Origin of the sequence: Intrasporangium chromatireducens Q5-1 (assembly GCF_000576575.1) — a bacterium.
GTDB lineage: Bacteria > Actinomycetota > Actinomycetes > Actinomycetales > Dermatophilaceae > Intrasporangium_A > Intrasporangium_A chromatireducens.
This window is the reverse complement of sequence record NZ_AWQS01000139.1, coordinates 1-10,253: the sequence shown is the minus strand read 5'-3', so window position 1 is coordinate 10,253 and position 10,253 is coordinate 1. Positions and strand designations below refer to the sequence as shown.

11 protein-coding genes are annotated in these 10,253 nt (G+C 69.6%); 1 reads left to right on the top strand and 10 read right to left on the bottom strand.

Going from position 1 to position 10,253, the window contains the following annotated elements; all coding sequences use genetic code 11:
* The 10 genes from N864_RS14820 to N864_RS14775 all read right to left on the bottom strand — a co-directional run.
* Nucleotides 1–721 (bottom strand): immune inhibitor A domain-containing protein (locus tag N864_RS14820; protein ID WP_205620962.1); only part of this gene is annotated, 721 nt, incomplete at its 3' end.
* A 170-nt stretch (nt 722–891) separates the two neighbouring features.
* Nucleotides 892–1,422, bottom strand: a complete 531-nt coding sequence (locus tag N864_RS14815; RefSeq protein ID WP_034718361.1) for a (2Fe-2S)-binding protein — start codon at nt 1,420–1,422, stop codon at nt 892–894.
* Nucleotides 1,419–2,312, bottom strand: coding sequence for an FAD binding domain-containing protein (locus N864_RS14810; protein ID WP_034718358.1), 894 nt, complete (start codon nt 2,310–2,312; stop codon nt 1,419–1,421). Before N864_RS14810 ends, N864_RS14815 begins: the two co-directional genes overlap by 4 nt.
* Nucleotides 2,309–4,669 carry a xanthine dehydrogenase family protein molybdopterin-binding subunit gene (locus N864_RS14805; protein WP_205620961.1) on the bottom strand — a complete coding sequence of 787 codons (2,361 nt, stop codon included), beginning with the start codon at nt 4,667–4,669 and terminating at the stop codon, nt 2,309–2,311. Before N864_RS14805 ends, N864_RS14810 begins: the two co-directional genes overlap by 4 nt.
* Nucleotides 4,666–5,433 carry an ABC transporter permease gene (locus N864_RS14800; RefSeq protein ID WP_081793885.1) on the bottom strand — a complete coding sequence of 256 codons (768 nt, stop codon included), beginning with the start codon at nt 5,431–5,433 and terminating at the stop codon, nt 4,666–4,668. The genes N864_RS14805 and N864_RS14800 overlap by 4 nt, the downstream gene beginning before the upstream one ends.
* The gene (locus N864_RS14795) at nt 5,430–6,302 is read right to left on the bottom strand and encodes an ABC transporter permease (protein WP_205620960.1); all 873 of its coding nucleotides are present in this window, start codon (nt 6,300–6,302) and stop codon (nt 5,430–5,432) included. The genes N864_RS14800 and N864_RS14795 overlap by 4 nt, the downstream gene beginning before the upstream one ends.
* Nucleotides 6,299–7,090, bottom strand: coding sequence for an ABC transporter ATP-binding protein (locus tag N864_RS14790; protein ID WP_034718347.1), 792 nt, complete (start codon nt 7,088–7,090; stop codon nt 6,299–6,301). Before N864_RS14790 ends, N864_RS14795 begins: the two co-directional genes overlap by 4 nt.
* A gap of 71 nt (nt 7,091–7,161) precedes the next feature.
* Complete coding sequence (locus tag N864_RS14785; protein ID WP_034718343.1) at nt 7,162–8,148, bottom strand: ABC transporter substrate-binding protein; 987 nt, start codon at nt 8,146–8,148, stop codon at nt 7,162–7,164.
* Nucleotides 8,149–8,187: 39 nt separating this feature from the next.
* Complete coding sequence (locus N864_RS14780) at nt 8,188–8,520, bottom strand: hypothetical protein (protein ID WP_034718340.1); 333 nt, start codon at nt 8,518–8,520, stop codon at nt 8,188–8,190.
* Nucleotides 8,521–8,537: 17 nt separating this feature from the next.
* Nucleotides 8,538–9,530, bottom strand: coding sequence for an LLM class flavin-dependent oxidoreductase (locus N864_RS14775; protein ID WP_034718337.1), 993 nt, complete (start codon nt 9,528–9,530; stop codon nt 8,538–8,540).
* 139 nt (nt 9,531–9,669) lie between these two features.
* Here N864_RS14775 and N864_RS14770 point away from each other — a divergent pair.
* On the top strand, nt 9,670–10,253 hold a 584-nt coding region (locus N864_RS14770; protein ID WP_051518619.1), incomplete at its 3' end, for an SRPBCC family protein.

Here is a 10,253-nt window from a genome sequence, read left to right as displayed (position 1 = left end):
TGCCGTCCTTGTCGTAGTCGAAGCGGTCCCACTGGTCGAACTGCTGCAGATAGGCGGCGATCTCGGCGTCCGTCTTGCCGCTCGCCTTCTGGTGCTCGTACCAGGCGCTGGCGCCGTCCTGGATGAAGCGCGTCATGTCGGCCTGGCTCTCGGTCTGGCCATAGCTCGCCTCGTTGTACGGGACCTTGACCCAGTCCGAGGTGTCGCCGCTCACGGTGTAGCGACCGCTGGACATCTCCCGGTAGGCGGTCGTCATCGACTCACCCTCGCCGAAGAACATCTCCTGGTAGTGGTCGCGGTTGAAGTCATCGACCCAGTAGGTCGTGTTGTCCATGGCCCGGTCCGGCTTCGGGATGGTGTTGTGGACGGGCCCGCTCGGCGCGTTCGGGAAGCGGCTGTCCTTCTGGTCGCCGAACTCGACGAGGAAGGTCAGGATGTTGTCGCTCGACTGGAGGCCGTACTGGGCCCACTGGCCGGGAGAGACCTCCACGGACCTGCCGTTGCCCTTCGTCACCGGCGTGGCCTCCCCGGTGATGACCTTGGCGACCGCCTCCTCGATCAGCGCGCGGCGGGCGTCGCTCTGGTCGTCGGGACGGTCATCGATGCGCTGGGCGACGGTGTCGCCGGCGTCTGGGGCCGCGTTGGCGGCCAAGGCGGGGACGAGGGCGGTGGCCGCAGCGGCCGCTGCGCCCACCAGAACTCGGGATCTGATGTGCCGCATCTCAACTCCTCCGTCCTGCTCCGTCGCAGGACCTGTCGTGTGAGTCCGCGCCGTGGCGAAACGGGCGCTCGCTGCCTGTCCGGCAGGTGAAGGGGAGCCTAAGACAGATGCGGGCGGTGCGCCTGTTGAGAATGTGGGGACCGGGGGAGCCGGTCCCGGTGCGCTTGCGGCTATCCCTCGTGGGTGGTTCCCGTCGCCGGGTCGGCGGCCGCTTCGAGGACCGCCCGGACGATGCCCTGGTAGCCCGTGCAGCGGCAGATGTTGCCCGACATCGTCTCGCGGACGCAGGCCTCGTCGAGTGGCTTTTCGGGTGGGTGCCTGTCGATGAGCTCCGTTGCGGTCACGAGCATCCCGGGGGTGCAGAAGCCGCACTGCAAGCCGTGGTGCCGTGCCATCGCGCACTTGATGCGCCCGGTCGTCGGGTGGTCCTGCAGGCCCTCGACAGTGACCACGCTCCGGCCCTCCACCTGCACCGCGAAGAGCAGGCAGGACCGCACGCTGCGGCCGTCGACGAGAACGGTGCAGGCGCCGCAGACTCCGTGCTCGCAGCCCAGATGGGTCCCCGTGAGGTGCAGCTCGTCGCGAAGCAGGTCGGCAAGGGTCAGGCGCGCCGGGACCGCGAGGGTGACCGGACGTCCGTTGACGGTCGTGGCGAGTGGGACACGCTGGGCGAGGGGTGAGAATGCATCCTCGACGGTCATGCGGCCTCCTCCTGGTCGGTACGGGCGCGCCGATAGGCGTCCGCGAGGGCCTGGCTCAGGGCGGCCCGGCAGAGGTGGCGCGTGTGGTCGGGATCGTCCGTCAGCGGCTCGAGGTTTCGGGTCCAGTGCGCGGCCAGCCGCTCCCATGTCTCGTGCGTCGGTATGCCGCTCACCTCGTCGCCGGGTTCGCTCACCACGAGTGGTCGGTCGGCTGCCGCCAAGAGGCCCGCACGGATCGCTGCCACGGACCCGTCGGGTGCGACGGTCACCAGGCAGGCGGCGCCTGCCTGGGCGTAGTCACCAATCCGGGGGGCGAACTCCACGAAGCCCCAGCCCTGTCCGGGGCGGGCACTGGGCACGGTGACCCAAGTCAGCAGCTCGTCGGCTTGCATGGTGGTGGTGAAGATCGACTCGACGAAGTCCTCGGCCCGGATGGTGCGCCGCCCCGACGTGGCGGACTCGACATGGATGACGGCCTCGTGCACGAGCATGGCGAGGGGCAGCTCGGCGGCGGGGTCGGCGTGTGACAGCGAACCACCGAGCGTGCCGCGGTTCCGGATCGCGACGTGACCGATCTGACCGGCAGCGGCGGCGACGAGGGGCAGGCGCTTCCCCAGCTTGGGGTCCGTTTCCAGGGTGCGGTGGCGCACGAGGGCACCGAGGACCACCGAGTCGGTGTCCTCGAAGGTGCGGGACAGCTCCATCAGGCCGCCGATGTCGACGAGCTGGTCCGGTCGGGCAAGCCTCAGGTTCATCAGCGTGAGCAGGCTCTGTCCGCCGGCGAGCACCTTGGTGTGGGCGTCCGCGTCCCGGTGCGCGGAGGCACCGAGCATCTCGAGCGCCTCCGCGACCGACCGGGCCCGCAGATAGGCGAATGGTGCGGGTTTCACTGCCCTTCCCTCCGGATCTGTTCCGCAGCCGCCCGAAGGGGTCCGGTGCGGATCGGTGTCTCACTGACTCGCACCAGTCCGTGCAGAGCGTCCTCGACGGCGCCGGCGACGGTTGCCGAGACGGCGATCGTGCCGCTCTCGCCGGCCCCGCGGACGCCGAGCGGGTTGCAGGGGGTCGCCACCCCCAGGTGACGGACCTGCACGTCGGGCACGTCGCAGGTGCCGGGAAGCAGATACTCGGCCAGCGTGGTCGAGGTGGGCTGGCCGGTGGGGGAGTAGCGGAACTGCTCGAGCAGTGCCCCTCCGATGCCCTGGGCGACCCCGCCGATGACCTGTCCTTCGACGACCTGCGGGTTGATCTCCACCCCGCCCTCGTGCGCCACTGCGTAGGACAGGACGGAGACCGCCCCCGTGCCCCGGTGCACGCCGACGACTGCAGCGTGTGCCCCCATCGTCCACGTCACGGTCTCGGGGTGGAAGTACTCCACCACGTCGAGCGGGCCGAGTTGCTCCTGTGCGCCGCCGGGGGCGCACGCCGTGGCGAGGTCGGCCCAGCTGATCTCCCACTCGGAGGACCCGTCGGCTGCGGCAAACCCGCTCGCGGTCGACTTGACGAGGTCAGGGGAGACGCCCAGCAGCTGCGCCGCCCGGCCGGTCGCCTGGTCGAGGAGCTGCTCTGCAGCCCGGCGGATCGCCGACCCCGCGAGGACCGCCGAGCGGCTCGCGAAGGTGCCGACGCCGTGCCGGACGAGGTCGGTGTCCGACCTCCGGACGGTGACGAGCTCCAGCGAGCAACCCAACCCATCGGCGGCGACCTGCGCGAAGACCGTCTCGTGCGCCTGCCCCGCCGACGCGGCCCCGGAGGCCACCTCGAAGCCGCCGGTCGAGGTGAGGCGGACCCGCCCGGACTCGAAGCTGCCGCGGCCCGTTGCCTCGATGTAGCACCCGACGCCGTGCCCGATGGTGAGGTCGGGGTGCTCGGCAGCGAGGCGCTCGACCGTCTCGGCTGGCAACAGCTCGAGCACACTGTCGAGGCACCGCAGATAGTCGCCACCGTCGTAGACGATGGGGACGCCATCACGATAGGGCAGCGGTTGTGCGTAGGGCAGGTCGGCGGCCGTGAGCAGGTTGCGCCGGCGGATCTCGACGGGAGTGATGCCGAGGCGACCCGCAGCATCGTCCAGGCTGCGCTCGAGGGCGAAGCACGCCTCGGGGCGCCCGGCACCGCGGTACTGGGCGGTGATCGTCTTGTTGGTGAAGGCGGCCCGTCCACGCAGTCGGACCCGGGGGATCCGGTAGGGGCCGAGCAGGTGGATGGCCGTGTTGGCGACGACCCCCGCGACCCAGAGACCGCCCGCGCCGATGTCGAGCAGGAAGTCGTCCTCCCAGCGAAGAACTCGGCCCTCGCGGTCCACCGACAGTCGCGTGCGATGCACTTGGTCGCGACCCTGTGCCGAGCCGACGAGGTGCTCCTGACGGTCCTCGACCCAGACGAGGTCATGCCCGGTGAGGCGGGCGAGTACGGGAACGACGACTTCCTCGGCGTAGACGTTGGCCTTGGTGCCGAACCCGCCGCCGACGTCGGGGACGACGACCCGTACGGCGTCGACCGACCATCCGGTGGCCTCACAGATCCCCTGCCGCACGAGGTGCGGGATCTGGGTGGAGGTCCAGACCGAGACGCGTTGTCCATCGACACGTGCCAGGACTCCGCGTCCCTCGAGCGGGACGGCGCCGTGACGTCCGATGCGGTAGGTGCCCTCGACGGTGACAGCCACGGCGTCCGCAGCCACGTCGTCACCGAACTCGACCTCGATGCGACCCGCCTCGTTGTCGGGCAGGTGAGGATGGATCGGCGCGGCGTCCGGCGCAAGGGAGGCCGACGGATCGAGGACGGCGGGGAGCGGCCGATAGGTGATGTCCACGGCTTCGAGGGCGTCCTCGCCGAGGTAACGGTCGGATGCGACGAGGGCGACCACGGGCTGGCCGACGTAGTGGACCCGGTCGACCGGCAGGATGGCGAGCCGCTGCTCCGGCATCCGGAAACCCGTCGCCGCGACGAAGCCGGGATCGGGAGTGTGCAGTGAGCCGATGTAGTCGCGCGCCAGGGGGAGGTCGTTGCCGGTGTAGACCCCGACGACGCCGGGCATGTCTGTGGCGCGCGTGGTGTCGATGGACTCGATCACCGCGTGGGCCTCGGTGGAGCGGAGGAAGACCACGGACAGCGCGCCCGCGGCGAGGTCTGCCAGGAAGCGACCCCTGCCGTCCAGCAGACGCTGGTCCTCGACCCGGGGCACGGAGGTGCCGACGTACGGCTCCCCGGGGCCGTGCGTCACCCGCGGCGGTGGCGCGCTCACTGGACCTTCTTCTCCCAGCGCCACAGGAGCATCGAGATGGTGAACGAGACGACGATGAGCAACAGGATGGTCGCCACCATCTCGGGGTAGTCCCCGTGACCGTAGGTCTGCAGCACGACCCTGCCGAGCCCGTAGCGGGTGGCGAAGAACTCGGACAGGACGACGCCGACGACTGCGAGGCTGACAGCGAGACGCAGCCCGGTGAGCAGGGGCCTGCGGATCGCCGGGAGGATGATGTGCACGAGGGTCTGCAGCCACGAGGCTTGCACCGAGCGGGCCAGCTTCCAGTACACGTCAGGGATATGGCGCACCCCGGCCGCAACGTTGATCAGGACGGGGAAGAGGCAGAAGAGGACGCCCATGACGATCTTCGAGCCGCCCAGCTGGAAGATCGGGAGCAGGATCGGGTAGAGCACGATCTTTGGCACGCCGTTGAGGGCCACGATGAGTGGCTCGGTCGCGAGGCGGACCGGCTTGACGAGGCCGAGCACAAGCCCCACGAGGCCGCCCAGCAGGGTGCCGATGACGAAGGCGGTGGCGACCGCGAGTGCCGTCTCTCGTGCGTCCACCAGGTAGTCCGGGTCGGTCAGGTTGGACGCGAGGACGGCGACGGTTCTCGCCGGCGCGGGCACGACGAACAGCAGGCCGCTGACGATCTGCCACAGCAGCACGACGGCGAAGGCGACGGCGATCGAGCCGAGGAACTGGCCGTGTCGCTGCTTGAGGGTCAGTGGACGAGCGACGGGCATGGTGGGCGCGCTCATTGGGTCCGTCCCTTCACGAGGAGCTTCTCCACAGCAACCAGGAGCGCGGTGAGGATCATCGACACGACGAGCACGACGAAGATGTAGGCGAACATCGTCTGGTTGTCGAAGATCTCGTAGAGGTAGCGGATGCGGTAGCCGAGACCTGCCTGCGCGGTCACGAACTCCATGGCGATGCTCCCGATGAGCGCGTAGACCACACCGAGGCGCAGGCCGGCGACGATGAACGGAGCGGCTGCCGGCAGGGCGATGGAGGTGAGCAGCTGACGTGGCGAGCACTGCAGTGACCGGGCCAGCTTGAGATAGACCGGCCGGATGCCGTTCAGGCCGACGGTCGTGTTGAGCGCGACCGGGATGGTGGCCATGATCGTCGCGAGGATCACGACCGAGCTCGCGTTGATGCCCACGACCACGATCGCGAGTGGATAGAAGAGCACCATCGGGACGGCATAGAACGACACGAGGTACGGCTCGAAGATCCGGCCCACCGTGGGCAGCTTCCAGAACACGAGGCCGAGCAGCAGGCCGAGCACCGAGCCGAACACGATCGACAGCCCGATCTCGAGGCTCGTCCGGGCGGCATCGCCCCAGAACTGCGGCTGCCCGAGGAGGTCAGCGGCTGAGGCGACGATCGACGACGTGGACGGCAGGACCTCCTCGCCCCACCAGCCGGCGCGGGGTCCGATCTCGCAGAGCACGGCGAGCAGCGCGACCAGGATGGTGGTCGCGATGCCACTGAACGTGGCGTCACCCAAGCGTCGGCGTCGGCGAGGAGACATGGCCGGCGCTGCAGCGGCCGTGCCAGTCGGTGTCGTTTCCGGGACGGTCACGGGTTCCTTGGATTGGTGGGCCATGGCGGCGGTTCTCACGCCGCTCCTTCCTGCTGGCGGAAGCCGCGCATCGACTCCTCCTGCAGGGAGGTCCAGATGCGGTTGTGCAGCTCGTTGAAGGCGTGGCTCGAGACGATGGACGGGTCACGTTCTGCCGGCAGGTCGACGTCGATGACGTCGATGATCTGGCCCGGCCGGTAGGACATGACCCACACCTGTTCGGAGAGCAGGATCGCCTCGGAGATGTCATGCGTGACGAACAGGACGGTCTGGGCGCTGCGCTGCCAGATGCTGCGGACCTCTGCGCCGAGGAAGATCCGGGTCTGTTGGTCGAGCGCCGCGAACGGCTCGTCCATCAGCACGACACCGGGCTCGAGGGCGAGCGTGCGGGCGAGGGCGACGCGCTGTCGCATGCCGCCCGAGAGCATCGACGGGTAGGCGTCGGCGAAACCCTTGAGACCGACGAGCTCGATCGCCCAGCGGGCCCGCTCGAGCTGTCCCTCCTTGTCGACGCCGGCCACCTGCAGAGCGAACCGCACGTTGTCGAGAACGGTTCGCCACGGCAGGGTGGAGTCCTCCTGGAAGACGACGCCGATCCCTCGGTCCGGCCCGTTCACGACCTTCCCGCCCACCTGGACCTGGCCCCCGGTGGCCTTGGTGAGCCCGGCAATGACCGACAGGAGCGTCGACTTGCCGCAGCCGCTCGGCCCGACGAGGGACACGAATCCCTGGGCGGGCACGCGTTGCGTGACACCGCTGACGGCGACGACGGTGCCGGCCGGTGTGTCGAAGGCGACCTCGACGTTCTCGAGGTTGATCTCTGACATGGGGTCCTCCGGTGCAGGTGGGACGGGTCTGGCAGGGTGCGGGACAGGTCAGCGGCGGGTCAGCCCGATGGTCAGAAGCTGGCGCGGTCCGACTCGGGGAGGTACTTCTGGTCGAGCACCTTGGCCCAGTCGACGTTCTGCTTGATCTGGCCCGCCTCGACCATGAGCTGGGAGAGGTTGTTGAGCGCCGCCGGGTCGACCTTGAGCGAGTAGGCCTTGCTCAGCTCAGGCGTCTCCTTGAGCGCCTTGGCGACGGTGGGTGCATCCATCTTGATGACGCCCGCGATGTCCTTCGCGGCGGTGTCGGGGTCCTTGACGATGTAGTCCATGACCCGCTGGGCGACGGTGAAGAAGTCCTTGACGTTCTGTGGGTTCTTCTTCGCGTAGTCGGTGTTGATCGCGACCAGGTCGGCCGGAACGTCGCCGAGCACGTCACGAGCGGCGACGACGATCTGGGCTCCTTCGGCCTGCTTGCTCGTGAGGAAGGGGTGCATGGCCCAGCCGGCCGTGATCTTGCCGGCCTTGGCCGCGGTCCAGTTGTCACCCATGCCGCCCACGGCCTGGCTCTTGACACCGAGCTTCTTCTCGAGGCCCTTGACGAGCAGCTCCGTGGAGGAGCCGGCGGAGGAGAAGCCCAGGGTGGCTCCCTGCACCGGTGCCGCCTTGGGGGCGATCCAGTAGAAGTCGTTGACCTGGAACCACGGGGCGATGATCGTCAGGTTCGAGTTCGGCTTCTCGGCGGCGAGGATGACGGACGTGTTGCCGGCGATCGCCATGTCGGCGTCGCCACTCGTGACGACCCGCAGCGTGTTGCCGCCACCGCCGCCGGAGTACATGGAGACGTCCAGTCCCTTCTCCTTGAACCAGCCCTTGTCGATGCCCACCTGGAGCATGGCCATGAAGGGCAGGCTGTCGACACCGGTGGCCGAGATGCTCAGCTTCTTGGTCGTCGGGGCGTCGCCGCCGGCCGCATCGCTGCCGCCGCCGCAGGCTGTCAGTGCGAGGGCAGCGGCCGTCGCGACGGCCATGAGGGGAATGCGCGTCGAGCGTAGGTTCATCGCAGATGGCCTCTCTAGAAAGGAAACTGAGCGCTCCGCTCAGTTCGGGGTGACTCGGGGTCGGCATCTGGTGCCGACCCAGACCGCTGCGGCTGCGCAGAGCAGGCCGAAGGCGGGCAGGTAGGGCGCGAGCGAAAGTGTGCCGTCCACGCTACGAGTGCGCTGGTGGCGTCCGGAGGTGGCTGGGTCGGATCCGTTCGTGGCGGACCCGCCGGTCGGCTCGGTCGTGGTGGTGCGGGTGAGGGAGGGCCGGCTGGCCTCCTCCGCGCCGGCAGCGTCCGGCCGGCTGCCGTCCGCGGGGGTGAGGGGGCGCCGCAGCGCCGGCGGTGCGCCGGGGGCCGCGCTGCCGGGGGCAGGTGCGAGCTGGTCCATGGTGTGGGTTCCCAGCGCTAGACCCGGTCCGCGATTTCGGCGAACATGCGGATGGTCGCCTCCTTGCTCTGCCCGGGACGGACGAAGGGGACGATCGAGACCTGGTCAATGCCCAGGCCCTGCAGCTGGGCCAGCCGCTTGGTGCACTCCTCCGGTGTGCCGGCGAGTGCGAAGAGGTCGACGAGCTCGTCCGGGACGAGGTCGGCGTGCGACGCCTCGGTGTCCATGTGGTGGTAGTAGTCGTAGGACTCGCGGATCCGGTCGACGACCTGCTGCAGCTCGGGGTCGATCGGCGCCGGCAGCGGCCGGATCACGACCCGGCTGACGTGTGCGCGGACGAGGTCACGAGCCTCCGTGGGGTCGTCGTCGATGGCGGTGGGGGTCCAGAGGACGATCTTGAGGTCCTTCAGGGTCCGGCCGCTCTCACGTGCACCGGCCTCGATCCGCTCGAGGGCCCCCTCGATGAAGTGCGGGGCGGTTCCGACGAGCACGATGACCCCGTCGGCGATCCGGCCGGACAGCTGGAGGATCTTGGGGGCCGACGCGGCGATGTAGACGGGGACGTCCACCGGCGCGTCGAGGTAGTTCAGGTGGTAGTGCGCACCGCTGGTGGGCTCGGCGACCTCCTCACCTTGAAAGAGGGCCCGCAGCTCCGTCACCGCCTGCTCGAGCTCGGCCAGCTTGAGGGGCTTGAGGCCCATGGTGCGCAGGGACGAGTCGCCGGTGCCGATGCCGAGGATGGCCCGCCCGCCGGTGAACTCGGAGAGCGTGGCCCACGAGGAGGCGAGCAAGGACCGGTGCCGGGTGACAGCGTTGGTGACGCCGGTGCCGAAGACGATCCGATGCGTTCCGACCGCCGCGGCGCCCATGACGACGCCCGACTCCCGCCAGATGTTCTGGGAGTCACCGAACCACACGTTGTCGTAGCCCAGGGACTCGCACAGCTGCACGTAGTCCCGCATGGCGCCGACTGGTTCTGTCGGGAACAGACCGATCCCCTTGCTCAGCACGCGGCCTCCTAGAGTCTCTGCAGCCTCGCGGCTGGACGTCATCGTCGCTGCATACTGTCTCTTGGATCACGTATACAATCAAGCCCTAACGCGCAGAAATTGCGACGCAGGTCACTCGACTACCGCCCCGGAGGCGCCGATGCAGCTGGTCAACGAGTTCACGGTGGGCGTCGGAGCCGAGCGGGCCTTCGCGACCCTGTCCGACCTGGAGCGGGTCGTGCCGTGCATCCCGGGCGCGCGCTTCGAGGGGCGCGACGGGGAGGACTACCACGGCCGCGTCGGCCTTCGCATCGGTCCGGTCGGGCTCAACCTGGCCAGCACGGCGACGGTCGTCGAGTGCGACGGGGCGGCCCGTCGGCTGGTCGTGCGAGGTGTCGCGCGCGACCGGTCCGGACAGGGAGGGGCCAATGCGCTCGTGACGATGACGGTCGGTGACGAGGGCGCGGGACGGTCGCAGGTGCGCGTCGTGACCGACCTGGACCTGTCCGGCCGGGTCGCGCAGTTCGGCGGTGCGGCCATCAAGCAGGTCAACCGCCGCATCGTCGCCCAGTTCATCCGCGAGCTCGACAGCCTGCTGAGCGGGGGGAGTGGCGAAGCGGCGGGCGTCGCCGCAGGCCCGGACCTGCCGGCCGCTCGCTCCGTCCCGTATGCGGCTGAGTCGCCTTCCAGCGCAACGGTCCGCGCGCGCTGGGCCGGCCCCAGCGCTGCCGCCGCGGCCGCCGG